The sequence below is a fragment of the Rhizobiaceae bacterium genome (assembly GCA_023953835.1).
Classification (GTDB): Bacteria; Pseudomonadota; Alphaproteobacteria; order Rhizobiales; family Rhizobiaceae; genus Mesorhizobium_G.
In genome coordinates this window covers 46,186-71,143 of the sequence record JAMLJB010000004.1, presented here as the reverse complement: position 1 = coordinate 71,143, position 24,958 = coordinate 46,186, and the positions used below count along the sequence as shown (strand labels likewise).

The 24,958-nt window shown below is 62.0% G+C and carries 26 protein-coding genes and 1 pseudogene; 5 read left to right on the top strand and 22 right to left on the bottom strand.

Annotated features, from left to right (window positions below; translation table 11 throughout):
- Nucleotides 1–48: 48 nt before the first annotated feature.
- From M9924_21565 to M9924_21545, 5 genes are all read right to left on the bottom strand, one after another.
- Complete coding sequence (locus tag M9924_21565; GenBank protein MCO5066958.1) at nucleotides 49–438, bottom strand: hypothetical protein; 390 nt, start codon at nucleotides 436–438, stop codon at nucleotides 49–51.
- A gap of 275 nt (nucleotides 439–713) precedes the next feature.
- Nucleotides 714–1,529: a methyltransferase domain-containing protein gene (locus M9924_21560; GenBank protein ID MCO5066957.1), complete on the bottom strand. Its 816-nt coding sequence runs from the start codon at nucleotides 1,527–1,529 to the stop codon at nucleotides 714–716.
- A 128-nt stretch (nucleotides 1,530–1,657) separates the two neighbouring features.
- Nucleotides 1,658–2,806 (bottom strand): DJ-1/PfpI family protein, encoded by a 1,149-nt coding sequence (locus tag M9924_21555; GenBank protein ID MCO5066956.1) that lies wholly within the window; start codon nucleotides 2,804–2,806, stop codon nucleotides 1,658–1,660.
- A 203-nt stretch (nucleotides 2,807–3,009) separates the two neighbouring features.
- Nucleotides 3,010–3,426 carry a DoxX family protein gene (locus tag M9924_21550; GenBank protein ID MCO5066955.1) on the bottom strand — a complete coding sequence of 139 codons (417 nt, stop codon included), beginning with the start codon at nucleotides 3,424–3,426 and terminating at the stop codon, nucleotides 3,010–3,012.
- Between the two features lie 193 nt (nucleotides 3,427–3,619).
- Nucleotides 3,620–4,591 (bottom strand): helix-turn-helix domain-containing protein, encoded by a 972-nt coding sequence (locus M9924_21545; GenBank protein ID MCO5066954.1) that lies wholly within the window; start codon nucleotides 4,589–4,591, stop codon nucleotides 3,620–3,622.
- Nucleotides 4,592–4,763: 172 nt separating this feature from the next.
- Here M9924_21545 and M9924_21540 point away from each other — a divergent pair, with 172 nt between their 5' ends.
- Nucleotides 4,764–5,024 carry a hypothetical protein gene (locus tag M9924_21540; GenBank protein ID MCO5066953.1) on the top strand — a complete coding sequence of 87 codons (261 nt, stop codon included), beginning with the start codon at nucleotides 4,764–4,766 and terminating at the stop codon, nucleotides 5,022–5,024.
- 93 nt (nucleotides 5,025–5,117) lie between these two features.
- The gene (locus M9924_21535) at nucleotides 5,118–5,441 is read left to right on the top strand and encodes a hypothetical protein (protein ID MCO5066952.1); all 324 of its coding nucleotides are present in this window, start codon (nucleotides 5,118–5,120) and stop codon (nucleotides 5,439–5,441) included.
- A 134-nt stretch (nucleotides 5,442–5,575) separates the two neighbouring features.
- Here M9924_21535 and M9924_21530 read toward each other — a convergent pair.
- From M9924_21530 to M9924_21510, 5 genes and pseudogenes are all read right to left on the bottom strand, one after another.
- Nucleotides 5,576–5,791: pseudogene (locus M9924_21530) on the bottom strand (cold-shock protein).
- A 93-nt stretch (nucleotides 5,792–5,884) separates the two neighbouring features.
- Nucleotides 5,885–6,364: a DUF192 domain-containing protein gene (locus M9924_21525; protein MCO5066951.1), complete on the bottom strand. Its 480-nt coding sequence runs from the start codon at nucleotides 6,362–6,364 to the stop codon at nucleotides 5,885–5,887.
- Entirely contained in the window at nucleotides 6,361–6,909 is a 549-nt protein-coding gene (locus tag M9924_21520) for a hypothetical protein (GenBank protein ID MCO5066950.1), read from the bottom strand. Before M9924_21520 ends, M9924_21525 begins: the two co-directional genes overlap by 4 nt.
- A 15-nt stretch (nucleotides 6,910–6,924) precedes the next feature.
- Complete coding sequence (locus M9924_21515; GenBank protein ID MCO5066949.1) at nucleotides 6,925–8,946, bottom strand: hypothetical protein; 2,022 nt, start codon at nucleotides 8,944–8,946, stop codon at nucleotides 6,925–6,927.
- Nucleotides 8,947–9,120: 174 nt separating this feature from the next.
- On the bottom strand, nucleotides 9,121–10,239 hold the full coding sequence (locus M9924_21510) for an RHE_PE00001 family protein (protein MCO5066948.1): 1,119 nt from the start codon (nucleotides 10,237–10,239) through the stop codon (nucleotides 9,121–9,123).
- Between the two features lie 152 nt (nucleotides 10,240–10,391).
- Between M9924_21510 and M9924_21505 the strand changes: the two genes are divergently transcribed.
- From M9924_21505 to M9924_21495, 3 genes are read left to right on the top strand one after another with little or no spacing between them, the layout of a single operon-like run.
- Nucleotides 10,392–12,038: a DDE-type integrase/transposase/recombinase gene (locus tag M9924_21505; GenBank protein ID MCO5066947.1), complete on the top strand. Its 1,647-nt coding sequence runs from the start codon at nucleotides 10,392–10,394 to the stop codon at nucleotides 12,036–12,038.
- 1 nt (nucleotide 12,039) lies between these two features.
- Nucleotides 12,040–12,918: a TniB family NTP-binding protein gene (locus M9924_21500; GenBank protein ID MCO5066946.1), complete on the top strand. Its 879-nt coding sequence runs from the start codon at nucleotides 12,040–12,042 to the stop codon at nucleotides 12,916–12,918.
- Nucleotides 12,915–13,964, top strand: a complete 1,050-nt coding sequence (locus M9924_21495; protein ID MCO5066945.1) for a TniQ family protein — start codon at nucleotides 12,915–12,917, stop codon at nucleotides 13,962–13,964. Before M9924_21500 ends, M9924_21495 begins: the two co-directional genes overlap by 4 nt.
- Here the strand turns inward: M9924_21495 and M9924_21490 are convergent.
- From M9924_21490 to M9924_21435, 12 genes are all read right to left on the bottom strand, one after another.
- Nucleotides 13,897–15,081: an MFS transporter gene (locus M9924_21490; GenBank protein MCO5066944.1), complete on the bottom strand. Its 1,185-nt coding sequence runs from the start codon at nucleotides 15,079–15,081 to the stop codon at nucleotides 13,897–13,899. The two genes, M9924_21495 and M9924_21490, sit on opposite strands and share 68 nt — an antisense overlap.
- A gap of 56 nt (nucleotides 15,082–15,137) precedes the next feature.
- The gene (locus M9924_21485) at nucleotides 15,138–16,529 is read right to left on the bottom strand and encodes a flavoprotein (protein MCO5066943.1); all 1,392 of its coding nucleotides are present in this window, start codon (nucleotides 16,527–16,529) and stop codon (nucleotides 15,138–15,140) included.
- A gap of 302 nt (nucleotides 16,530–16,831) precedes the next feature.
- Entirely contained in the window at nucleotides 16,832–17,152 is a 321-nt protein-coding gene (locus M9924_21480) for a metalloregulator ArsR/SmtB family transcription factor (GenBank protein MCO5066942.1), read from the bottom strand.
- A 66-nt stretch (nucleotides 17,153–17,218) separates the two neighbouring features.
- Nucleotides 17,219–17,950 (bottom strand): arsenical resistance protein ArsH, encoded by a 732-nt coding sequence (arsH, locus tag M9924_21475; protein ID MCO5066941.1) that lies wholly within the window; start codon nucleotides 17,948–17,950, stop codon nucleotides 17,219–17,221.
- 111 nt (nucleotides 17,951–18,061) lie between these two features.
- The gene (arsC, locus tag M9924_21470) at nucleotides 18,062–18,484 is read right to left on the bottom strand and encodes an arsenate reductase (glutaredoxin) (protein ID MCO5066940.1); all 423 of its coding nucleotides are present in this window, start codon (nucleotides 18,482–18,484) and stop codon (nucleotides 18,062–18,064) included.
- Nucleotides 18,481–19,185 carry an aquaporin family protein gene (locus M9924_21465; protein ID MCO5066939.1) on the bottom strand — a complete coding sequence of 235 codons (705 nt, stop codon included), beginning with the start codon at nucleotides 19,183–19,185 and terminating at the stop codon, nucleotides 18,481–18,483. Before M9924_21465 ends, arsC begins: the two co-directional genes overlap by 4 nt.
- A gap of 4 nt (nucleotides 19,186–19,189) precedes the next feature.
- Entirely contained in the window at nucleotides 19,190–19,699 is a 510-nt protein-coding gene (locus M9924_21460; protein MCO5066938.1) for an arsenate reductase ArsC, read from the bottom strand.
- Nucleotides 19,700–19,709: 10 nt separating this feature from the next.
- Entirely contained in the window at nucleotides 19,710–20,042 is a 333-nt protein-coding gene (locus M9924_21455) for a metalloregulator ArsR/SmtB family transcription factor (protein MCO5066937.1), read from the bottom strand.
- Between the two features lie 66 nt (nucleotides 20,043–20,108).
- On the bottom strand, nucleotides 20,109–21,374 hold the full coding sequence (locus tag M9924_21450; GenBank protein MCO5066936.1) for a molybdopterin molybdotransferase MoeA: 1,266 nt from the start codon (nucleotides 21,372–21,374) through the stop codon (nucleotides 20,109–20,111).
- Between the two features lie 8 nt (nucleotides 21,375–21,382).
- Nucleotides 21,383–21,757 (bottom strand): cytochrome c family protein, encoded by a 375-nt coding sequence (locus tag M9924_21445; GenBank protein ID MCO5066935.1) that lies wholly within the window; start codon nucleotides 21,755–21,757, stop codon nucleotides 21,383–21,385.
- An 83-nt stretch (nucleotides 21,758–21,840) separates the two neighbouring features.
- The gene (locus tag M9924_21440; GenBank protein ID MCO5066934.1) at nucleotides 21,841–24,360 is read right to left on the bottom strand and encodes an arsenate reductase (azurin) large subunit; all 2,520 of its coding nucleotides are present in this window, start codon (nucleotides 24,358–24,360) and stop codon (nucleotides 21,841–21,843) included.
- A 13-nt stretch (nucleotides 24,361–24,373) separates the two neighbouring features.
- A complete protein-coding gene (locus M9924_21435) occupies nucleotides 24,374–24,904 on the bottom strand; it encodes an arsenate reductase (azurin) small subunit (GenBank protein MCO5066933.1) in 531 nt (176 codons plus the stop codon).
- Nucleotides 24,905–24,958: the final 54 nt, after the last annotated feature.

Here is a 24,958-nt window from a genome sequence, read left to right as displayed (position 1 = left end):
TTCCGCTTTCCACTTTGGTGAACAATCACGACCGCCTAAACGCTTGGCTCAAGCGCGGTCGGCCGCATCAACAATGAACTCGTAAACGTCAGTATCATTGATCCGCTCTTCGTGACTTATCCACCATGCGGCATTCGTCAGTTTGGCGATTGCATCGGCCAAACGATCGGCCATCTTTGCTAAATCCACATTCAGAGTATCGACCTCCTCTTGTGTCGGAAAGTCATCCGGAACGCGCCGATTGGCGAACTTTTGGAAGATAGAGCCAACGTTGTTGACGGCGGCGGTCATTATCTCTCCGGCATCCTCCAATTCATCCTCCTCACCATCAAGTGCGGGAAGATCGAAAACCTCGAAGCGAAACGCAATCAACTTCAGTTTGCCTTCGGGACCATCCTGCCCCGTCATCATTTCCGCCTGAATATCTGGCTTGTTCATCTGGTCCAAAACTCCCGATAGGCGATCTGGCTGCTGCGGCAAATGACTTCAGCGGATTCCCATAGCAAGGTTCAGCCGAATCGAATATCGGATCTCTCGCTGCGAGATTCCCCACGGCAAGGTCGCGACACGTCTGAATTTCATAGCTGACCGCCTTGCCGGGAATCGTCAAGACTTGGCCAATGATGCGGGTTTTCGACGACCCCATCGAGGGTGATGTCGGTCGAGTTGATTATCTTTCTCATGGTCGTCTCTATCCGGGTCGTTGCGTCTGCCTATTGATCGCGCATCTCTGAATCGCCGCAGACCATGAAACCAAGGAAACCGGCGAAGAATGCACCGTCGGTTTCCGATCGCTCGAGATCGCTCCACCATCGGTCGACCGCGGCAGCCTCAAGATCGCCTTGCCTGATCGCGGTGCGCGTCGTTCCGTCCATCACCCGGTGAAACTGGTCGAGTGGCGTAAAGACCATGTGGGGGGTCACGGTCAGGTTTCGCCCACCCCGCTCGCGCAGCAGCCCCGGCAAACGGCGCCCGATCCACGGGCTGGGGATGGAGTCGGAAGCGAGTTGAACGATCCGCTCCGTCAGTCGTTTGTCGGGTGCATCCACCACGATGCAATCGTAGTCGAACTCGAAGAGCGCGAAGTGGCCGCCGGGACGCAGCACCCGGATCATTTCGTCGAGCGCACGTTCGGGCGTCTCGATGTACATGAGCACGCGTTCGATACGGCACAGGTCGAAATGATCGTCCGGATGGTCCAGCCGGCAGGCGTCGCCGATCTGAAAGGCAACTGACATGTCAAGACCTTCGGCCCGCCGCCGTGCTTCTGCGATCAGCGTTTCGCTTTTGTCGACGCCGATGATCAAGCCGGCTTCGCCCACCTTCGACGCAAGGTCCAGCGTGCTGTTGCCGATTCCGCATCCGATGTCGAGAACGTGATCCGACGATGTTGGCGGATGCAGTTCCAGCATTTGCCGGCGATAGGACTGGATGGAGTCCAGAGCGCTGACTTCATCCAGAAATCTGAACAGCGTCTCCGCCTCGGTGGCGCGGTCCGCATTCTGAAAGCCGACGTGAATGTCTGTCATGGCGTCCTCATTTGATGGAGCAGCCCGCGCCCGCATTCGCTACATTGCATCCGTAGGACGGATGATCGGCCCGCCGACCGACGCCGCGGTCCGCGTTTTCTTCAACCGCGCTTCGTTTCCGGAAGTCGTTATCGCACCCTTCCCGGCCAAGGGTACTCAAGCTGCATCGCGACGACATCGGCGGTGCGTTCGCTGTAACGTGCAGCGATGGCGCGGAGCGTCTGGTTGAGAGCGTCCACCGGTTTCCGGTCCGGGAAGATGGAAACGCGCTTCTCCTGCGACCAGTTACCGGCGCCGTCGTCCGGAATGACCCGAATGCCGTTGCGGGTCTCGACCGCTGCCGCCGTCGGGGCGAACGTCACCGCCTTCGACCTGTAGGTCCGCGACCAGGCATCGGCGATCAGGCCGAGCGACACTTCGTCCATGCCCGGCCGAAGCTCCACGCCAACCTGCTCGCGGTTCCAGAAGGCGAGGACATTGCCGAGCACCGTCGTCGCGAAGGGCCGCGTGAACCGGAAGGCGCTGCTTGAATGGCGGGCGCTCCAGACGGGCAGGCCGATATCGCGGGCGACCGCTTCCGCCTTCTGCCGTCCGGCAATAGCCTCGATCAGCGTCAGCATCATCGGCATGGCCGCCGTAATGCCGGTGGTCGTCGCGACGCCCTTGTCCGTCACCATTCGCCGGTCGGCCACATAGGTGATCGACGGATTCTGATCGAACATCCCTTTCCGATAGTACCAATGCGTCGTCGCGCGCTTGCCGTCGAGGAGGCCGGCGGCGGCGGCGACCTTGGCGCCGGCGCAAACAGCGATGACGGTCGCTCCCTTCTTCGCCTGTTCCTGAAGCCAGGCGAGGACGACCGGGTCGTCGTCGCGGTTCATGGCCGGAACGATTACATAGTCGGCGCCTTCGGGATTGCGTGCATCGAATTCCGCGACCGTCGCGTCGGGTTCCACGGCAAGCGCCGGATATAGCTTGACCGGGCCGGGTCCGGTCGCCAGCAGAACCACGTCGGCAATGTCAGCCCGGCGCAGGATTCCTGTCGGCATCAGGTAATCGTTGGTCTCGGTGGCATCATTGATGCCGACGACGACGACCAGGGGCCGTTCCCGCTTCGGCGGCTTCAACGAAGCCAGCATGGCGTCCATTTCACCCTGCGGTACCGCCTGCGCCTCGGCGCGGCTCGGCATGGGCAGGCTGAATATCCAGGCGCCGAAGCCGGCCAGTGCCAGGGCCAACAGCGCCAGCCCGCTCCAGATGACGTAACGCGCAAACATGATCGGCTCTTCCTCAATCGTTTTCGACCCGGCCAGCTTAGTGTTCTTTGCCATTGGCAGACATGACAATACTATGGTATTTTCTGCCAATGGACTGCGTGGTCTTCGTAGTCTATCCAGGTTTCGAACTCGACCTTGGGTGACCGCCAGAGCGACAGCGCATCAGCGACCGCGCGAGGATTTCGACAGGTGACGGTATATTTTCAGACACCGCTCCTGAAGGGGATCAGCTCCCGTATCCTCGCATCGCGCAGATACAGCCCTCCCCAGATGAAGAGTCCCAGGAAAACACCAAACAGAGTATGTGTGACAAGCGGACTGCCAACGCGAAGATGAGTAGCGATCGCGCCTCCAAGGTAGCCGGTCAGCAGTATCGCACCCAACGCCGTAGTGCGCGGCACAATATAAAGAACGGTGCAAACCAGAAGGATGATACCCAGTTCACGCGCCATCGCCGCGCCCGGGAAACCAATCTGCCCGTTCATCTCCAGCACAATTGGTAGCGCCAGGAGTTTCATCGTTGCATCGATCAGAAGGAATGCGGTGACGAGGCCGCTTACTATCCAGCCGCATATTGCCAGGCGGTCTCCGCTCGGTTTCGTCGTCCAGGTGCCGGACATGTGATACTCCCAGTCGGTTTAGGTGAAAGGAACAGGCTTCCCTGGCCTCCGTTCCCCGCGAAGCGGGATCGAGGATCTCATTCAGCATAACGATGCTCCGTGTTGGTCGAAATGACATAAAGATCAGAATATCTGCCAAAGAGCGGGTACGATTGCTCATACTCAGCCGCTTCTCGATCGAAGACGCAGACGATCAGAGATCCGCGTGCATTTCGCGGAATAGCCGCGGGGCGACGCCGAAATGGCGCTCGAAAGCTTCCGTGAAGCGTGCCGCCGGGAACAGACCTACCTGCATCGCGACCGTCTTCAACGGTAGTCCGCGCGAGAGCAACAGGCGCGCCGTGTCGAGCCTCGCCGTCTCAACGAAGTGAGCCGGCGTCTCACCGGTCGCCGCTACGAATTTGCGATGAAAGGTGCGTTCGGTCATGCCGGCGCGCTCGGCAAGCGACGGCACATCCAGCGGTGCGTCGAGGTTCGACTGGATCCAGCCGATCAGTTCGGCGAATGGGCTGTCACCTTTCACCTGCGCCTTGAGGACCGGGCTGAACTGCGACTGGTAGCCGGGCCGTCTGGCATAGAGGACCAGGCGCTTGGCGACTTCGCCGGCGATGCTGGCATCAAGATCGCTTGCGACCATGGCCAGCGCCATATCGATGCCGGTGGTCACACCCGCCGAGGTCCAGAGCCTGCCGTCGACGACGTAGAGCGCATCGGGATCGACAATGACACCGGGAAACGTTTCCGAGAGCGGCCGCGAGGAGTCCCAATGGGTCGCGACACGATGCCCTTCGAGCATTCCGAACGCGGCCAGCACAAAACCGCCGGTGCAGACCGAGCCGAAGCGCTCTGCCTCGTTGGCGAGCGCCGGCAAAGCAGCCCGGAGATCGGGGTCGGCCATAGCAGGCAACAATCGTTCGCGCTCGGCACCGACGATCAACACGGTTTCGGCTTCGGCAGGGCTCAGTCCAGCGATCGGCCGTGTCTCCAGCGCGATGCCGCTGCTGCTTTCGACCAAACCGCCCGATGCCGAGGCGATCACGACCTCATAGAAGGCACGCGCGCCTTGTTGTTGCAGGGCGCGGTTAGCGCCGCCGAAGACGGAGGCCGGGCCCGAAATGTCGAGCAGTTCGAACCCTGGATAGGCGATGAAGGTCACATGGTGCATTGGCGGACATTACCATATTTTCGTCATTTCTGCCAAGGTGTTTCACCCGTAGAGTGCAAGAAGTTGAAGCGCTGCAATAGGCCACTCGTTGGTTAGCGACGTTTCGGGTTTACGGTCGATCAAACCTCGACAGAATTGGCGTTTGTCCTACGTCCTCGCTTGAAAGGAAGGGATGCCGCTGATGAATGCAAGAAGGCAACTCGCCTCGCCAGCAAACCGCATGTCATCGGAGGTGCGCAAGGCCATTCTCCGCTATCTGAGCGAACGCTTGGAAAACCCGCTAATCTCCACATCTGACGCTATCAAGGTGATCAAGAGGCAGTCGCCGGAAACATCGACAGTTCCGGCTGCTAAGCTTGCGGATATGGTCGCCGAGATAGCAATCGAAGCAGGCTTCGATGTTGCTTTCGACTGGGAGAAGAGCGTCCATTAGCCCGACATTTCAAAGGCTTTCGATCGGAAGCGAGAGCATCCAAAACCCATAAATCTGTTCGCGGGTCATATTTTCGTCAATGCGGGAAGAATCATGGTCTCTGGAGGCGATCTGACGTGCCTCTATTTCTCGGCGTTGCCATTTGTGAGTGATCTTGTCTTGGCGCCGATTCATCCGTTCCCCAGCCGGGTCGTTATTGAGCCTGAAAGATTGGAGAAGAGAATGGCCGTTTTGGAACAGGAAGCAAACGCGTCGATGGTCGAAGAACTGGTCACGAAAGCGACCGTCGAAGCCTTGAACGTCGGCCTGGCGCAGGAAGGCGTATCGCCGGAGCGAATTATCGCCGTGCATTATCTTGAGCCGGCGTATGTGGGCAATGGTCACGGACCACGATATCGTGTTCTATATCGAACATAGCTTTCAGACGGCGATTTTGTCACCTTCGACAGGAGCGAGAAGGGATTAGTCTCTACATGCTGCCGGCGGGAGGGGCGCGTGCGTGATCAAGTATCAGATGCTTGGTTAATCACGAAACCGCATGATCGCGGCATTCAAGGCATTGATGAAGCAACCGCGCGGATGTCGACGGCCATCAGGCCATTGGCGCCGCGACCGAAGCGCACCCTGACGGCATCTCCGGGCAGCAGACTGGTGATACCGAACCGCCGCAAGGTTTCCATATGAACGAAAATATCCTCGGTCGCGGGACCGCGGGTGAGAAAGCCAAATCCTCTGCCGCGATTGAACCATTTGACGATCGCAAGCTCCGGATCGCCGATGCCTGTCACCGTGGCGGGTCTTGTCGATAGACAATTCAGTGGTCGACACGAGGGTCGACGAAGCCATGCAACGCAGCCTCGTCAATCTGGACGGCATTCTCGTCGTATCAGGCGCGAACCAGGTGTCAGGCCATTTCGAACGAACGCGCCTTGGGCGAGCTCCAAGGCATCAGATGCCGGCTGTATCGAGTAATGATAATCGTCGGTGTTGGGCGCCATATCCTCGATGGCGAACAGGGTGCCATCCGCAGAGATGAAACCGACGGAAAGCGGCATGTGTGTATTGCGCATCCAAAACACGCGCGGCTCGGTCGATGGCCATGAAAAGAGCATTCCGGATCCTGCGTCTTCACGGTACATGAGCCCTTGGGCCATCTGTGCGGCGGTCCTGGCGACGGGAACATTTGCGAGGCTGATGTTGCCGCTGAAATAGAGCGTGCAGCGTTCCGTGGGATTGGCGGCTGGTGGGGAACGATCAGAGCCGGCGAGGACCGTCAGAGCAAAACTGATAAGGATCAGGCCCGGTAGTGCCGTAAGCAGAACTGTCCGGCCCGAGCTCATACGACCGACATTGGATCTGCGAGAGAAAGATCGTCGTGCCAGTCGCCGGCAGTTGAAATCGCGCGTTGCCAGATGTCGCCAATGCGCGAATTGGAGGCGTGGTCGATGTTGGCTGTATAGACGATCATCGGTGCGGGCCAGTCGGGCCTGGTAGGCCTGTTGATCATTGAAAAGACCCCCTGCCCTGCCCGACAAATACGCATCTCGAGCTGGTCGGCGAGGCCATAGTCGTAAAGTGCCTGGAGGTAGGCAGTGGCGGACTCGGCCGTGGGATGATGGCGCACCACAAGCGAGTAACGATCGAAATCGTCCAGGGTCGAGATTGTCTTGAGTCCGACGAATCCGGGATAGACGGAGGTGTCGTTGTGGAGCGAGTGATAGATCTCGATGCCCGGCTGAACATCGGACAAGTCATAGGCAGCGATTAGATCGGGCGTGACGCGCTGCTCGATGCGGAAGATTGAGGGAAAGGAAATTCCAAGAGGCTCGCATCGCACGTCGCTGACGTGGCCGATTTTGATCGGAAACGTGATGATGTTGCTCATACGCCCGACCCATCTCTAGCGGCTGCGATCGCCGCGATCACGGTCTTTCGGAGGGGTCAGGACGACGCGAGACGGGATCTGGCGGTCTGTCTGCTTTTCCTGCTCGCGCTCTTTCGCTCTATCGCGGCCGCGCTCATGGCGATCGTCGGCAACCGCCCTGCCCTGATTGGCCTGGGCGATGCGTGAAACGTCGACGCTGCGATTGGTCGAGGTCCGGTCGATTTCGCCCTTTTCAAGCGCAACGTCGCGGCCGGCGGCCGATTTGGTCGACGTCGCGTTCGTGGCTCTTTCGTTGTTTCGGTCCTTGCCTTTGGCCACCCGCGAGTCGAGCTGCAGCTTGACGACCTTGTCGATGACCTTGGTCGCGGATTCGAAGATCGCGCGGTCAGTAGGATTGGTGATCGCCTTTGCGACGGTCGCAGCCGACGTGGTGATTGCGTCTATCGCGGTCTTCGCTTGTTTGGACGTGATGGGTGTGTTGCGCAGCATATGGATTTCACCTTTCTCGTGCGATGGAAGATCGCCGTGGGAGACGGCGTCTTGCAGACGCCGGTATTCGCGCCTCAGTCCGATTGTCAGATCTTTGGTGAGTTCGCGCGCAGTACTCGGTTGCGATCGATCCTTGGCAATCGTGTCGAGCATATCAATGACGCGATTAAGCGACTTCTTTGACGTGTTAAAGCGGTCGACGCCGGCCTGCATTGTTGGGGCTGTCGGTGTATCGCGGATCTTGTTCATGACCTTGGTCATGACGTTGGGCGGCGTGTAGGCGCCCATGCGGCGGAACATTTCCCACTCCCAGCGCTTGACGGGAGGCGGACCAGCTCTCTCTAGGCGCCGCTGATGATCGATAGCGAGCCCCTTTTCTCGGGCTTTCTCAGCGAAGCGTTCGCGCCAGCCGACAAAATGCGGGGTATATGGATTGAGGCGTTGGCCGCCAGGCCCACGAAGACTGACGATGGCGTGGACATGGGGATGCTTGTTTTTCTCATGTCGATTGTGAACCGCGTAGGCAAAGCGGTGACCTCGAAATTCGGAATCAAGGAATTCCCCTGCGGCTTCGATGAATTTGTCCCGGTCCACATTGGCGGGGCCGGACAGAAGTAGGTGCATGAAGTCGCGGGGCTGTCGGCTCTGGAGAAGAGCACCAACGGTACGGCCTTCACGGGTGAGCTCCTTATGATCGCTCGTTGTGATCGCGCGGCGTTCATTGGTGCGCTTGTAGATCGGTGTCTTATTGTCGCGCTCGACCAGGTGAGAGTGGGTTGACAGCGTGACCGCATTGTCCTGCCGCTGCATGGCGTGAAGGGTGGCATTGAGCCCCTTGGGGCCGGATGCAAATTTGGCGGGATAACGGGATAGTGGGGCAATGCCCCGTTCTTTGAGGCGGGCATCGATGCGAAGGTCGATCGCCTGGACATTTTCAATGGTGGGGCTAACCTGGTTGTCAGTTGCACGATCGGCGCGTTCGGACTTCTCGTGAGCCATGACGATGGCGATCTGAAGCCGTGTTTGATCCTTGATGCCGGGGCCAATGCTAAATGCGAAGGTACGTTGCGTATCGCCATCCTGGATGATGCCGTCGTTCGCCAGATCGTCCAGGGCTTTTGCAATGGTTTCACGGTCGGTGTTGGGTAGCTCATAGCTGAGGAAAAGGACATCTTTGGAACCGTCGCGCTTGGTGAATTCACGTTCCCATTGAGCGACAGCATCCTTGATGCTGGTGACTTCGCGGCCGTCCTGGTCGATCGCGCGTTCTTCTTTTGATTGGTACTCGAGCACATTGCGAGCGGATCCCGCGCCGGCACCATAGGAAAGCACTTTCACGACCACCGCATTATGGCCTGTGGCGCGGCTTAGGGCAGTGCTTGTCGCATGGGGGGCGGGGCGGGATTTAGCGCCTTTTTGATGACGGGGCCGCGGGTCACCTGTTCTGCCTCTGCCGCCTCCCCCGCGGCGATCGTCATCTTCAAGCAGCTCGTGGAAGAACGGCAGCCGTTGTTTAGACTGGTTGGGATTGAGGGGTGAGCTGCTCATCGTGCATGGCGATCGACAATTTCACTAGAGTAGAAGTTCGCACAAAAGAAGCGGCGCGGAAAGAGTTGATATTCTCGGAAATGCTCAGGTTCACGCAACGTGGCCGAGAGCGTACGTCGCAGCGAATACGGCCAATTGAAAGACCAGATGTCGAAGAATGGCGATCCCGTTCAGTCAGACAATTCCCCAAGCCCGGAAACTTCCCCTTCCCGTCAGCTCGCGCAGGCTGAATGCTCCGATCAGATCGAGTGCGCCCTGGCGCGACACTTTCAGCGCGCCCTGGACCATTCTGGTCGAAACCATCGGCCGGGAGAGCACCAGATCCATCAGCGCCGGCAGTTTCGAGCTGGCGCGGCGACCACGCAGCACGCGCTCCATCCGCTCCCTGGCGAGCAGCAGGCGGTCGTGTTCCTTCAGGCCAGAGAGAGCCGCCTCGCGCATGGCGTCGATGTGGGCGAGCACCCGCTCGGTGCGGGCGCGCGACCGCCGCCGCTCGCGCGGAATTTTCTGGGCGCCGAGATGCAGACAGGCGAGGTGGTTTGGGGTGACACCTTCCTGGCGCAGCAGGGACGCGACCAGCAATCCACCGATCCAGTCGCCGCGCTGCAGCACATCGATGTTGGCCCAGGCATCAAGAGCAAGGGCTGCCCGCAGTACGGCAGGCAGTTCCTTCGTGCGTTCGAGAACCTGCCGCCATTCGGCCAGGCGCGCATCCTCGTGCCAATCGAGGTCGTAGAGGACGGCAAGGCGCCCGTCGCCTTGCGGCGCGGTCTTCGGCGGAACGGTTTCGCCGGCGAGTAGCCTGGACGATCGCGCCAGCACCGCGTCGATTTCCGCAAACTCCTCGGCCAGCCGGTCCGCCTCGGGCTCCTCCCACAGGTTCTCACCGTCCAGCGAAGCCTTCCCCTCCCCTTCCCGGCCACTCTCCATCGGCGCGGCCGGGGTGCCGTCGCGGCCGGTCAGCTCGCGCAGCCCCTCCTGGTTGAGCGCCCAGTCGCACCGCTGCGACAGGATCCGGCGACGCTTGCGCAAGACGGCGTGCGCGCTCGTCAGCTCATGGGTGGGCGTGCGTTGGTCCATCTCCGCGTCGTGGAAGATCAGGTCTTCCAGATGCACGAGCTCGCCCTCGATCCACAAAGCCGCGACCGCATCGTGGAAATGCATCCGCTCGATCCAGCCGTCGCGAACCGGGGACCGCGAAATGCGCTCGTCGAGCCTAGCCAACTCTTCCGATGCACGCGCCACGGGGTCGAAGAGAGCATCCAGCGGCAATTTTCCAACGTCGTAAGCCATTGATTCTCTTCACAGTTGAAATGGAGAAGTAAAAGCGACATTTGCTGTCGCTTTTACTTGCCGATTTCAAACGGCAAAATGTCATGTGGCGGTTAGGTTTAGGCGCTAAAACGGCCCCGATTTTTCGCTAACGATTTCAACAACCCTTCAATATGCCAAAGCGACTGCAAAGAGCGGCCTCCCCCCTTTCATCCACTGAGGAAGCATGGTCAGCAGCGCGTCGTACGGCTCGCGTGTTGGACAGGGTGCTCGACGGTTCTGGGCAACGACTGGCGGCAATCGATCGGGCGGCCGCCGAGCTGCGGCTCTCGACCCGGCAGGTCCACAATCTGCTGGCGCGCTACCGAATTGATCGGACGGTGACGTCACTACTGCCCCGTCTCGGCGGTGTTCGTATGAAGCGCCTTGACCAGGGAATCGAGGAGATCATCGCGAAGACCCTGCGAGAACTGTGGCTGGTGCTGGAGGCTCCGCCGCTCGCTCCCGTCGTGGACGAGATCCGGGCCCGCTGCGAAGAGGCCGGACTGGCCGCTCCGTCCTATGTCACCGTCGCCCGCCGCATACCCGCGCTGTTCAGCCCCGAGGAGATCGCGAAGAAGCGATCAGCAAACCCCAAACATCTCCAGCGGCTCAAGCCGCGGCCCGGATACATCCACGCGGCGCACCCGCTGGATGTCTGCCAGATCGATCACACGCCGACCGACATCAACTTCGTCGAGGTCGTCGAGGGCGGCGGAACGTTCATCGGCAGGGCATATCTTACGCTCGTCACCGACGTGGCGACGCGCTGCATTCTTGGATTCTGTCTCACGCTTGAGAAGCCGTCGGCGCTGTCTGTCGCGCTCTGCCTCGCGCAGGCCATGTGTCCAAAGGAGGGATGGCTCGCCGCGCGGGGCATCGAGCACGGCTGGCCGATGTTCGGCCGACCGAGGGCGCTCGTCACCGATTCCGCCAAGGAGTTCAAAGGGCACGCCTTCCAGCTCGGATGTGACAACTATGGCATTCGCATCCGCTACCGGGACCGTGGACGCGTCCACCAGGGCGGCGTGGTCGAAAGGCTGCTCGGGAAGCTCAACGCGATACTGGCGATGCAGCCCGGCTCGACTGGCCGATCCGTGGCGGATCGCGACGGGTATCCCGCAGAGCGGCGAGCCCGTCTCAGCTTTGCCGACCTCGAGCGGTGTGTGACGCTCGCCGTGATTGACCACAACCTCCAGGAGAACGCGAAGACGTTAAGGGTGCCGGTCAAAGAATGGAACCGGCGGGTGCGCGACCTCCCCCGCTTCCAGGATGATCCGATGCGGATCCTCCTGGCATTCATGCCCGGCAAGGAGAGGCGGCTCTCGCCACAGGGCGTGAGCATGTTCTCGCTCGACTACTACTCGCCATGGCTTGGCGCCCTCGTTCCGCAGCGCGACCGGCTCGGCAAGCTCGAGGTGCGTTATGATCCACGCGACATCAGCCGCGTCTACATCCTGGACCCGGAGACGAGGGAGTTTCGGTCCGTCGAGCGGCGTGATGGAATGCTTGCACCGATAACGTTGTGGGAGCACGAAGCTGACCGCATGTGTCGACGCGCCACAAATGCGCGATCAAACGTCGAGAAGGTCACGCTCCGCCGACAGATCGCGGAAATCGCCGACGGGCCAAAGCCGTCGAAAATCGCGCTGCGCAATGCCGCGCGCAAATCGCACGCGGCAGCGGCGCCCAAACCCTATGACGCGATGCGTCCGGCAACGCCGGCGCCTGCCGAGCATCCCGCGCGTCAGAAGCGCCGCTTGCCGGTCGAGGATTGGTGACGTGGCGGATCACTTGCTTGACCACGTTCGCCCTTATCTCGACCGCAGCATGGAAGAGCGGATCGCCTATATCCAGGCGCCGCGTTGGATCGGACATCAGGTCGCGATGCAAGCGCATGAGCGACTTGCCGAACTGTTGGCCCGGCCACCAGGGCTGCGGACCCGAGGGCTGATGCTGGTCGGGCCCTATGCCAACGGCAAGACCATGATGGCGGAACGGTTTGCCGTCGAGCATCTGAGGTCCGCCGAGCAGCAGCGGGTCTGGGTGGTGCAGACGCGCGAGGGGGCTGGCCTCGTCCATTTCTATGGAAGCATCCTGCACGCGTTGCGCGCCCCGGTGGGCGGTGGCCGGGATGTCGGCCGTAAAGCCGAGCAGATCGATCACCTGCTTGGCTGCCTCAAGCCCAGGGTCCTGATCTTCGACGAATTTCACAATGCGCTGCGCGGTCGCGCCCGAGACGTCGAGGCGGTGCTTGCGTTCCTCAGGCGGATCGGCCGACAATTCGACATTTCGCCGGTCCTGATCGGCGAGGTCGCCATCTACGATTTCGTCAACCAGACGGCGGAAATGGCGACCCGGTTCGACCTTCATGCCGTACCGCGATGGCAGTATGATGAAGAGCTCCTTGCGCTGCTCGACAGCCTCGAAAGCGCGTTGCCGCTTGCTCGCGCGTCCGACCTCTCGGATGAACCCTTGGCGCGAGCGATCTTCCAGCTTTCCGAGGGACTGATCGGCGAGATCGTGGCCATCGTCGCCGCAGCGGCCACTGCCGCGGTGAGATCCGGTGAGGAGCGGATCACGAAACCGGGTCTCGAGGAGCTGCGCTACATCCCAGTTTCGAAGCGCCGTCGGGCGCGGGTGCGCGACGAGCTACTGTGACGGGCGACGTCACCCACGCGAATTTCACCATAGAAATCCGCGAGCGATACGGGGACATCGTCCGAGATCGGTGGCCGGTTTCCGTCGCCCCGCTTCCAGACGAGCTTCTGTCGAGCTGGCTCCATCGTCTTGCACTCGCGAACGGGATCGCGCCACGGCCGTTCGCCAGAGTGCTCGGGCTCGGCGAGGGGATGTGGTCGCCCCGTCTCGACCTTCGCCTGCCGCGTAACGTCACCACGTTGCTCTGCCATCAGACAGGCCTGCCGCCGGAAGACATCTCGGCAATGACGATGAGCGGCTGCGCCATGGCCCCGCTTCTGCTGCCGCTGCGCGATAGCGCGCACCGGAACCGTTCGACCTGGATGCAGTTTTGTCCGCTTTGCCTTGCAGCGGACGGGGCGCCATATTTCCGGCGGCGGTGGCGCTTGGCTTCCCGCGTCTCCTGCTTCGAGCATGGTTGTAGCCTCCGCGACCGCTGCCCCGCCTGCCGCGCCGGCATTGCAGCCTTCGACCAGGGCGAGCTTGTCCCGCAGCATTTTTGCGCACACTGCGGGTTCGATCTACGCGCTGCGCCAAAGGCCTCGGTCAGGCCGGCTGCGCGCCGTTTGGAACGCGCGATCGCTGATATATGCCGGGTGGAGTCGGTGAAGGGTTCGGCGAAAACCAGTGACGCCGTCTCGCGCGTGCTGCGTACGCCGGTCGCCGCCGATGTCCGCTCGGGGAGGACGCTCACGAATCTGTCGTCGGCCGCGCGCATTCGCTGCTTCGAGGCGCTCGCGGCGAAGCCTCCTGACTGGCTTGTGAACGGCATGGACGGCGCCGACACATTCAGACGCTGGATGATCGTGGCCGCAGGCGGCCATGAGACGATGATCGCGCGTTTCGCGGATTTCCTGGAGACGCACCGAAGTTCGCCACGACGGAAGCGCCCGCCGCCCGCCGCCGACCGATCCGCGCTTTTCGCCGCCTATTCTCGGATCATGCAGCCTCGAGGCATCCGCGCTTCAGCAGGATCGCGTAGAGGGCCGCCACCAGCCCCACATTGACGATCGCGAGCACAAAGAATGCAGCAAGCGCGCCGTCTGCCCCATACATGTCGATCAGCAGCGCGCCAAGCGATGGCGACGCAGCCTGCATGATCAGGCTCGGCATGGCGATACGTCCCATGATCGAGGCATAGCGATCCTCGCCGAAGACGGCGAGCGGCAGGGTGCCACGAGCGATCGACTCGATGCCAATGCCAGCGCCGTAGAAGATCAGCGCGGCCGCGATGATCGAGAAGCCGCCCCACAGGAGGCCGACGCCGGTCGCCACGAATATGGTGGAGGCGAACTTTGTCCAGATCGGATGATGGAAACGGCTGATCAGCATCTCGATCGCCCGTGCGCCGACTTGCGAGGGCCCGACGATCGCGCCGAGAGCCACGGCGGCCGCAAGCGCGATCTCGCGGGCCTGCAGGATCGTCAGCAGATGCACCGAGAGCATGGCGGAGATCATTGAGCTGATGGTGATGACGACTGCAATCAGTACGAACAGGAGTTTCGAGCTTGAAGCGAGAGGTCGGGCGGCGACTTCGCCGTCCGAAAATTTTGAAGGCGCAGCGACGCGAAGCTCTCGCCTTTGCTCGGTCGGCAGGGCGAACACGTAGAGCGGCAGCAGCACGGCGACGTGGATGGCCGCGTAGATCAGGCAGGCGTTGCGCCAGCCGAACTGGGACACGAACAGGGCCGACAGCGGCCAGCAGACGGTGCTGGCAAAACCGCCGAACAGGGTGAGCGTGGCTATCGCCGTGCGGGCGCGCTGGCCGTATAGCCGACCGAGCGTGGCGAAGGCGGCGTCATAGAGGCCCGCGCCCATGCCGACGCCGAGCACCAGCCAGGACATGATGTAGAGCGGCAGGTTGGGCGACAGCGCAAGGCCAGCCAAGCCTAGCGCCAGAAATACGGCGCTTGTGGCGAGCACGAGCCTGCCGCCGAACTTCTGGATACTGTCGCCGACGCGCGGCGAGACGATGCCGGCCACCAGTAGGCCGAGCGACAGGCCGCCGACGATCCAGGCCAGCGGCCAGCCCGTATCCGCAGCGATCGGTTGGGCGAGCACCGCCAGTAGATAATAGGAGGAACCCCACGCGAGGATCTGCGTGACCCCAAGGACCGGGATCACGAGGAGCAGGCGTGGCGGACGGTAGGTCGACGGCGGGGCGTCTGCTGCTGAAACGCTCAAGCGGCGACCCCGCAGCCGCATCCTTTGCGGCCTTCTTTCTTGGCGACGGCGTCGGCAAGGCAGCAGGCGTCGGCGGACCTCTCCGGCGCCGGCCCGCCGCAGCACCCGGAGGCCGTATCGCCTTCCGCTGGTAATGTGGTGACGCATACGCCGGTCTCCGGCAGCACGAGCTGCACGTCATCGGCCGCCGCCATGTCACCGGCCAGCGCGGCGGCGATGGAGCGTACCTGCTCGTAGCCGGTGAGCAGCAGGAAGGTCGGTGCGCGGCCGTAACTCTTGATGCCGGCCGTGTAGAAACCGGGCTCGGGATGCGCCAGCTCGCGGTGGCCATGCGGCGGCACAGAGCCGCAATAATGCTCGTTCGGATCGATCAGCGGCCCGAGCGCCCTGGCGCTCTCCAGCCACGGATCGAGGTCCAGCCGCAATTCCCGCGTCAGCGACAAATCGGGCCGCTGGCCTGTCGCGGCGACGATGCGGTCGACTGGACCGAGGGTGCGCGGTCCCGCTTCCGTCTCGCCGTCGACGAGAAGCCGGCCGCCCTGCTCGCGGATGCGAGTTCCGGCGAAGCCGGCGACGAGCGGCACGCGACCGCTCTCGACGAGGTCGCGGGTTTCCGCTCCGAGTTCGCCACGGGCGGGCAACTGGTCGGCGTCGCCGCCGCCATAGATGCGGATGAGATTGGTGCCGCGCGTCGCCCAGACGGCGGACGTGCCGGGCTCCGCCCTGGCCAGACGCGCGAGGTCGAGCAAGGTATTCGCCGCGGAATGGCCGGCGCCAACCACCAGCGTCGTGCGGCCGGCATAAAGCACGCGATCGCGGCCGAGCACGTCGGGAATGCCGTGGGCGATGCGATCGGCGAACGCGCCCTCGCCGTCGGCCGGCAGGCCGCTTGCCCCGAGCGGATTGGGGCTCGTCCATGTGCCGGATACGTCGATGACGGCGCGTGCGAGATCGCGGCGCGTGCCGGTCGGAGTCTTCACTGCCAGCACGAACGGCCGCTCCTCGCGGCCATGGCTCACGACCTTGTCAATGCCCAGCCGCGAGATCGCCAGGACGCGCGCATCTGTCTCGATGACAGTACCAAGTTCGGGGGTCGCGGCGAGCGGCTCGAGATAATCACGGACGATCTCGCGGCCTGTCGGAAACACATCGACGGGCGGCATCCTCCAACCTTGGCGCTCGAGCAAGGCGACCGAAGCCGGATCGACGCAATAGCGCCACGGCGTGAACACCCGGACATGGCCCCAGTCGCGCAAATTTGCGCCGACTTCCGAGCTGGCCTCATAAAGCTTTGCGGGGAGGCCGCGCTGAACCAAGTGCGCGACAGCGGCAAGGCCGACGGGACCTCCGCCGATGACGGCTATAGGCAGATTGAAGTGAGCTGTCATGTTCACGTCTCCGATGTTCGTCAGCCGCGATTGAGGTGGGAGGTTAGTTCCACATCGGACCCTGGCAACACAGCCACCTGAGAACTGATGTAGGATCCCGGAAATACGCCGACCGGATCGTTGTGGTCACGAAGGGGGTTCGGCTGATGCGCGAGCGTTGCGGCGCGTTGAGTCCGGGCTGGTGGACGGTCTTCGGCCAGATACGAATAGGCCAGCCAAGGACCGAGATGACTTCGGTGAGGGGCGACATTCGATCATCCTTTCTATTTTCTGGAATCATCGAAATTTAAGGTATGAAAGAGCTATGCCGCCCTATGTTCGGAGGACTGCGCGCACTTGGCGTCGAGACAGCATTCGTCCACCAGAAAACCGACGAGCCCGTCCATGGCGGGATAGTTGGCGCGGCAGATCAGCGTCGTCGCATGTCGCTCCTGCGTCACCAGCCCGGTGACGATCAGCCGCTGTAGATGGTGCGACAGCGTCGAGCCCGGGATGCCGAGCTTTTCCTGAAGTCCGCCGACCGCCAAACCGGCGTCGCCGGCCCTGACGAGAGCACGATAGACTTGCAGCCGGGTCGGGTTGCCCAGCGCCTCGAGCTGTTTCGCTGCTTTTTCGAGTTTCATGGAAATAAGGTATGCTTCGAGGGTAAAGCCGTCAAGCATAATTTCGAAAAATCTCGAAATATAGCCTCAGATCGAACGCTGGCTCACCCGCTTGGAGACCTCTTCCGCGCTCTCCACGCGCTCGGAATAGCGGTCAGTGAGGTAATCTGCCTGATCGCGCAGGAGAAGCGTGAATTTCATCAGTTCCTCCATCACGTCGACGATCCGATTGTAATAGGGCGAAGGCTTCATCCGCCCGTCGGCGTCGAACTCGTTGAACGCCTTGGCCACCGAAGACTGGTTGGGGATGGTGAACATGCGCATCCAGCGTCCGAGCACCCTCAACTGGTTGACGGCGTTGAAGCTCTGGGAGCCGCCGCAGACCTGCATGACAGCGAGCGTGCGGCCCTGCGTCGGCCGGACCCCGCCCATGGAGAGCGGCAGCCAGTCGATCTGCGCCTTCATGATGCCGGTCATCGAGCCGTGGCGCTCCGGCGAACACCAGACCTGGCCCTCGGACCAGAGCGACAGCTCGCGCAACTCCTTGACCTTCGGATCATCGGCGGTCGTCGAGTCCGGCAGCGGCAGCCCGGCGGGGTTGAAGATGCGGACGTCGGCTCCGAACCGGCGCAGGATGCGGGCGGCCTCCTCCGTGGCGAGCCGCGAGTAGGATTTTTCGCGCAAGGAGCCGTAGAGCATGAGGATACGCGGCGGATGGCTCGCGCGCGAAACCTCGAACAGCGCTGTCTGGTCGATCGCGTGGAACTGTGCTTCGTTGATGTTCGGGAGCGTGTCGAGTTGGGAGGTGTCGTCGGTCATGAAACTCCGTTTCGCCACTTCCTCCCTAGCAGCTATTTCGATAAACTTAAAAATATGGATAGAACACCTTCCGCCGATGATCAACCTCTATTTCCGCTTTTGTCGAAATTTTCAGGCGACGCGCTTGCCTGCCTCGTCGATAATTACCTCGCCGTCCTCCTTGGTGAAGGGGCCGATATTCGGATTGGGGAGGATGTCGAGCACGCCCTCGGACGGACGGCAGAGCCTCGTGCCGAGGGGCGTCACCACGATTGGACGATTGATCAGGATCGGGTGGGCCAGCATGAAGTCAATAAGCTCGTCGTCGCTCCATTTCGGGTCGGCAAGACCGAGTTCGGCATAGGGCGTGCCCTTTTCGCGCAGCAACTGGCGCGGCGTCATGTTCATGGCGGCCAGGAGCTCGACCAACCTTTCGCGCGACGGCGGCGTCTTCAAATATTCGATCACTTCCGGTTCCTCGCCGGACTGGCGGATCATGGAGAGCGTGTTGCGGGAGGTGCCGCAGTCCGGATTGTGGTAGATCGTGATCGTCATTCGGCTGCTTTCAAGTTTTTTGAGACGAAGGATGCCGCTCGCTCAGGCGCCGGCAGCAACCAGCCGGCCAGCGCCATTGCGACGAGTGCTCCGAGAAGTTCGGCGACAATGAAACCCGGCACATCCATGGGGCGGATGCCCGAGAACGTATCGGTAAAGGCGCGGGCGATGGCGACGGTCGGGTTGGCAAAGGAGGTCGACGCGGTGAACCAGTAGGCGGCGGTGATATAGAGGCCGACTAGCCAGGGAATAGCGTCGGAGCGGAAGCGCAGACCGGCAAGGATAGTGAAGACGAGGCCGAAGGCGGCGACCGCTTCCGCGATCCACTGACCTACACCCGTGCGCGCATGCGTCGAAAGCTGGAACAGGGACAAGTCGAACATTGCATGCGCGATCAGCGTCCCTGCCACGCCGCCAACAACCTGGACAGCGATATAACCTGTCGCAGCATCGATCCGGATTTCGCGCCGGAGGGCAAAGACGACCGTGACCGCGGGATTGAAATGCGCGCCCGAGACCGGGCCCAGGATGGTGATCAGGACGACGAGGATCGCGCCTGTGGGCAGCGTGTTGCCGAGCAGGGCGAGCGCCGTATCGTCGGTCAGCCTGTCGGCCATAATGCCGGAACCGACAACGGTGGCCACCAGAATTGCGGTTCCGAGCGCCTCGGCGACGAGACGCCGCGACAGGCCGATGTCCATTTTTTCAGCCTGCTTCGGGCAGGTTGCGCCCGATCTCGTCCAGGTGCTTCTGCAGCGAAAGCTTGTCGATCGCCTTCATCGGCAGGCTGACAAAGATCGAAATCCGGTTGTTGAGCATGCGGAAGGCCTCGGCGAAAGCGAGATGCTTCTCGGCGTCCGTGCCTTCGGCCGCGGCTGGATCGGGCACGCCCCAGTGCGCCGTCATCGGCTGTCCCGGCCAGACCGGGCAGGTCTCGCCCGCTGCGTCGTCGCAAACGGTAAACACGAAATCCATCTTCGGCGCATCCGGCGCGGCGAACTCGTCCCACGGCTTCGAGCGCGCGAAGGACGTGTCGTAGTTCAGGCTCTTGAGCAACTGGATGGTATAGGGGTGCACTTGGCCCTTTGGGTGCGAGCCTGCCGAATACGCCTTGAAACGGCCGGCACCGAGCCGATTGAGGATCGCCTCGGCCATGACCGAGCGCGCGGAATTGCCGGTGCACAGGAAAAGCACGTTCAAGGGTTGGTCCGTCATCGTTGGTTCCTCAGCAGTTGCAGGTCACGGCTTTGATCACGGGTTGGCAGAGCTCGGGCGAGCCGTTGCAACAGTCTTCCATCAGGTAGGCGAGCAGGTCGCGAAAGCCGGTCATGTCGGCGACGTAGCGCACGATACGGCCGTCACGCTCGGCCCTGACCAGTCCCGCATGCGAGAGGATCTTCAAATGCGCTGACGTCGTGTTCTGGATGGCGCCCAATCGTGTTGCGATCTCGCCAGCCGGAACGCCTTCCTGCCCGGCACGAACCAGCAGCCGGAAGATGTCCAGCCGCGTTTCCTGTCCGAGCGCGGCGAGTGCCGCCAATGCCAATATCTTATCCATATATCCATGATTCCAGATTAATTACCTGTAGGTACCGCATATGACACCAGTGTGACAAGTCTTATGTCAAACAAGCGGCTCGAAACGAAGGCTATCGCCGTACTCGACGGCGTCCTTGTCGGGCGGCAGCAGCGCAATCCCGTCGGCGAGAGCCATGGCGGGAAGACTGGAAGACGAGCCCCGGCCGAGCATTTGGATCATGGGGACGCCGTGCGTATTGCGGGTTTGGATTCGCACGGGCACGAACTCCGTTCGGCCGAGCGGTTTCCTGTACGAGAAGCCGGAAATGGCGGGCTGTAAATCCGGGTCAACATGGTGGAGCCCGGCCGCCTTGCGGATGGCGGGCAAGACAATCTGCCGGAATGTCACGAGTGCGGCATTCGGATTTCCGGGAAGAGCGGCGATGAGGGTCGCGCCGACGCGGCCGATTTTCACCGGTTTGCCGGGCCTCATCGAGACCTTGAGGACGTCCAGTTCGGCGCCACTATCGCGCAGGACCGCTGCCACATGATCTTCTTCTCCGGCCGACACGCCACCGGTCGTTATCAGCACGTCCGAACCGGCGGCGGCGCGCTTTAAGCTGGTCAGCAACCGTTGACGGTCGTCAGGGACGATACCCCAATCCACGAATTCGACCCAGACCAGCGAAGCGAGGCTTGCGATCAGCATGGTTCGATTTGAATTGTAGATCTGGCCGGGCTTGAGCTCCTCGCCCGGATCGCGCAGTTCGTTGCCGGTCGAGACAATTGCGACGCGAACTTTCCTAAGAACATCCACCCCGCCAATGCCCGCACCCGCAAGCAGCGCCAGTTTCTGCGGTGAAAGCGCAGCACCGGCACCCAGCAGCAGATCCCCGCGACGCACGTCTTCGCCCATCGGGCGAACATTCTGTCCTGGCCTTGGCCGGTCTGGAATGATCACCGAATTGCCGTCTCGCTGGCATCGCTCCTGCATCACGACGGTATCGAAGCCTTCGGGTATCGGCGCGCCTGTGAATATTCTGATCGCCGATCCGGCTGGCCCGACAATGCCGGCATCCCCGGCGCGCATGCGCCCACGGACCGGCGGCGTCCACGGTCCGGATCCTTCCAGGTCGGCCATGCGGATCGCGTATCCGTCCATTGCGGAGTTCGCAAATGGCGGCAGTGCGATCGGCGAAACGATATCGCCGGCAAGGACTCGCCCCGCGGCGTCCAGCAGCGGGAGCCGTACGACCTCCGTCACGGGGCAAACGGCCGCGATCGCCTTGGCCGAGGCCACGTCAACGGTAATCACCTCTCTGCCTGTACCGGACGAGCAAAAGGCATGGGGCGACTGAGCGGTTGCGTCCATCGGTGCGCCTATCCCGAAACGCTTTTGAGGTAAGCGATGACATCCTTGATCTGCTGCGGGTCCTTCAGGCCCGGAAACGCCATCTTGTTGCCCGGCACTTTCGCCTTTGGATCCGCGAGATATTCGGAGATGTTCTGCTCGTCCCATACCAGACCGGCGGTCCCCGCCTTCTTCATGGCGGCCGAATAATTGAACCCGGCTTGCGAACCGGCTGCTCGTCCGATAACGCCTTTCAGCGTCGGGCCAATCTTGTTGATCCCCTTTTCGGCGTCATGACAGGCCATGCAGCGCGCGAACACCTTCTTGCCAGCGTCGATGTCCTGAGCCCAGCTTGCACCGGTTGTTGCCAGCAGCAAAAGCACGACAATGATCGCTTCTCCTATCCGCGACAAATTCAATCTCCAGATCGTTGACGACGCAATGACTGCCGTGGCCGGGCCACGGCAGCGCAGATATGAAGAAGCACTCACGCGGCGCTGTAGTGCTTGTCTTTGAACGACAGGTGCTTCACCGACGCAGGCGCGTCGGAGATCTTCCTGATGTTCCCCCAAGTCTGCTTGTAGTTCGGGATGATCAGCTCGTTTGTGCCCGCATTGACGACGTTGCCCTGCACGCCCGTCGGGAAGGCGAAGAGCATGAAGGTCTCGCCCGGGCGCGCCGTCGGCGTCGGGTAGACCATCGCCTGTGTCGAACCGGCGTCATTGTAGACCTCGACGAGATCGCCCTCCTTGACGCCGACCTTTGACATGTCATCCGGATGCATCTCGATGAACGGGAACGGCCAGCGGTCCATGACGAAGTCGTTCTCGACGTCGAGATAGGCGGATTGCCAGATCTGGTTGGCGCGGCCATTGTTGATCAGGAAGGCGTATTTGCCTTTCTGCTCTTCCTTGCCAGGCGCCTGAAGGCCGCGCCATTCGGCTTTGAGGAATCGAGCCTTGCCGTCCTTGGTGTTGAACTTGCCGTCCGCGAACAGGCGTTTGGTCCCGACGATCTTGCCGCCCTCGAAGCCCGTCGCCGGCTCCTGGAAGCCATTCGTGCCCATGGCGCGCAGACGTTCATAGGTGACGAATTCGCCACCGCCGGCATTCTTGTGATAGCCGTCCATGAAGGCGTCCTCCTCGGTCTTCCAGTCGAAGCCGTCGAACTTCGCCGCGATATCGGCCTTGCCCATTTCGGTGAAGACGCGCTGCAGATTGTTGGCGATGCGCGCCGCGATCAGGCAGTCGGGCATAGCCTGACCGGGCGGGTCCATGTAGCGCTCGGTTAAGCGCATGCGCCGCTCGCCGTTCATGGAGGTGAGGTTCGCCTCGCCGCTGGTGGCTGCCGGCAGCACCACATGGCAGGCCTGTCCGATTTTGGTCGGCACGATGTCGATGTCGACTGCGAACAATCCGCCCTCATCGATGGCCTTGACGATCGCCTCGACCATTGCTGTGCGGTCGCCATAGGGCACCGAATTCATTGCGTCCTTCACCTTGTCTGTGCGCTGCTTGTAGACGCGCTTGAACTGGTCGGCGTTGAGCGTGGTCTTATAGTGGTCGCAGCCCCAGATATGATGCACGCCGCCCTGCCCGCCGATCAGCAACTGGTCGACATAAGCCGCTGGGCGTCCGACATGGCTGTCGGAAGGCCGCACATAGCCTTCCTGATGACCGCCGAGACGCACGACCCCGCCGCCGGGCCGTCCGACATTGCCGGTCGCGAGCGCGATGTTCACCAATGCTCCGTTGGTGCGGTAGTTGTCGTTGCCCCAGATCAGGCCCTTCTCGTAGGCGAACATGGTGCGGCGACGCTTGCCGCCCTCCTTCGGCTCGGCGATCCAGCTTGCCGCCTTGCGGATGTCATCGGCCGACACGCCGGTGATTTCCGCCGCTTGCTCCGGCGTCATGCGGTTTCCTTCAACGGCGGTCTTGAAGTCGGTTAGGGCGGCCGGGTGGGCGCCATCGGCCGGCGACCCGTCCGCGTCGGACGCGATGGTGCTTGCTGCGATGAAGCCCTTGTCGACCCAGCCCTTGTCGGCGATTTCGGTGAAAATCGCGTTGAACAGCGCCAGGTCGGTGCCCGACTTGAGCTGCAGGTGGAGCACATTGTCCTTGCCGGCCTCCGCCTCGCACGCTGCAATGGTGACGGTGCGACGCGGATCGACGATGACGATGCGCGCCGGCGCATGCGGCTCGTCGGGCAGTTCCTTCTGCTTCTTGTCCATGGAAGTCCCGCGCAGGTTCGGGATCCAGTGATTGAGGAAGTAGTTGGTTTGCGTCTCGAGCGAGTTCATGCCGACGGCGAAAATCGTGTCGGCAAGCTCGGCATCCTCATAGCAGTTGTTGAGCTCGCCGACGCCCATGTCGCGGGTGGCGTGGACTTCGGAGTTGTAGGCGGGGCGATTGTGGATGCGGATGTTCTTGATCTTCATGGCCCCGAAATAGAGCTTGCCGGTGCCCCAGGTGTTCTCATAGCCGCCGCCGGCGCCGCCGTGGTCGTAGGCAGAGACGAACAGTCCGTCCTCGCCCTTGTCGGCGATGATGCGGGCCGTCACTCGCGCGACGAGGTCGAGCGCGTCGTCCCAACTCGTCGGCTGCATCTGGCCGTAACGCCAGACCAGCGGGTCGGTGAGCCGCTGCATCTGCGTCGAGCGCTGGCGCGAAAAACTCATCTCGGCGATGCGCGCACCGCGCACCGAACCGAGGCCGGAATTGACCACACAGTCCTTGTCCGGCTTGATGACGATATGGACGTCCTTCCCGTCCTGCTTGACGATGTTGTACATCGACGGCGCGTACCAGGCGGCGGTCTCGGCGCCCTGCTGTTCGGCCAAATTAACGCCGAAGGCGTTTGCGGACGCCTCCGTCCCGCCCTGCTTGTTGACCGGCCAGGAATAGGCATGATAGCCGCAGCCGACGATGCAGTAGTGGCAGGTAACATTCTGCTTTTTTGCGTCCGCCGGGATAATCGGAAGGCGGTCGATCTGTCTCTTGTAAGCCATATTCGCCTCCCTTTCAGAGCACGTTGGACAGCCGGCCGTAGAGGAGTTCATCGACTCCTTCGGCATAGATGTCGCCCTTGTCGTCGACCCGCAGGACGTATTGCGGCAGGTTCTGGGTGGCATGGCCCCAGATCTGCTGCCCGCCCGCCTCGCAGTCGAAGCGCGAGTAGTGGCCGGGGCAGGAAAGCGTTCGATCCTCGGCGCTGTAGTTGAGCGGAAAACCCTTGTGCGGGCAGGTGGTGGTGAAACCGACGATGTCACCGTCGGGTCCGGCGCCGCCCTCGACGGGTTTGCCGAGCTTCAAGAGAACGCCCGGCGCGTCATCGTCGGGATAGGCGACGTCGAATGGCTCGTTCGGCTTGAGGTCGGAGACGTTGCCGAGCTTGTTCGACGGATATTCAACCCGCGCCATGGCGGGAGCCGGCTGGGCGGCCGCTTCGCGCGGCAAGGCCGCCGTTGCCGCCACGCCGGCAGCGGCAAAGGCGCCGCCGCGCAGGAACTGGCGCCGGCCGACATCGACCAGCTTTTCGCATCTTGATGACATGGAGTCCCTCCCATCGGGTACATTGACTTCGACAGGTGTTTTGCAATCGGCATG